Origin of the sequence: Enterococcus sp. S183_ASV_20, from assembly GCF_018919685.1 — a bacterium.
Classification (GTDB): domain Bacteria; phylum Bacillota; class Bacilli; order Lactobacillales; family Enterococcaceae; genus Enterococcus; species Enterococcus faecalis.
In genome coordinates this window covers 1-287 of the sequence record NZ_JAHLRI010000199.1, presented here as the reverse complement: position 1 = coordinate 287, position 287 = coordinate 1, and the positions used below count along the sequence as shown (strand labels likewise).

Below are 287 nucleotides of genomic sequence, written 5' to 3'. Positions count from 1 at the left end.
CTTGTACATAGCTCAAAAATATCTCAATTGGTGTTCTGTAATTCAATGATTTTCTTGGAATATGATTACGTTGATTGCTGACACTGGAAATAAATGTCTGATTCACTTCTCTAAAATCCATTGATTTCGGCAGTCCATTATGACGCAGAATCCCGTTAGAATTCTCGTTTAATGGGCGTTGAGAAAGTGTTCCAGGGTCCGCAAAATATATATCAATATCGTGTTGGTTACTAATGGCTTTCCAGTTAGAAAATTCTTTTCCACAGTCAAACGTAATAGATTTAAAG

1 protein-coding gene is annotated in these 287 nt (G+C 35.2%); it reads right to left on the bottom strand.

What is annotated here, in order from left to right; genetic code table 11:
• The coding region (locus tag KQI94_RS16410; protein ID WP_216454699.1) for an IS30 family transposase at positions 1-287 on the bottom strand (287 nt) is incomplete at both ends.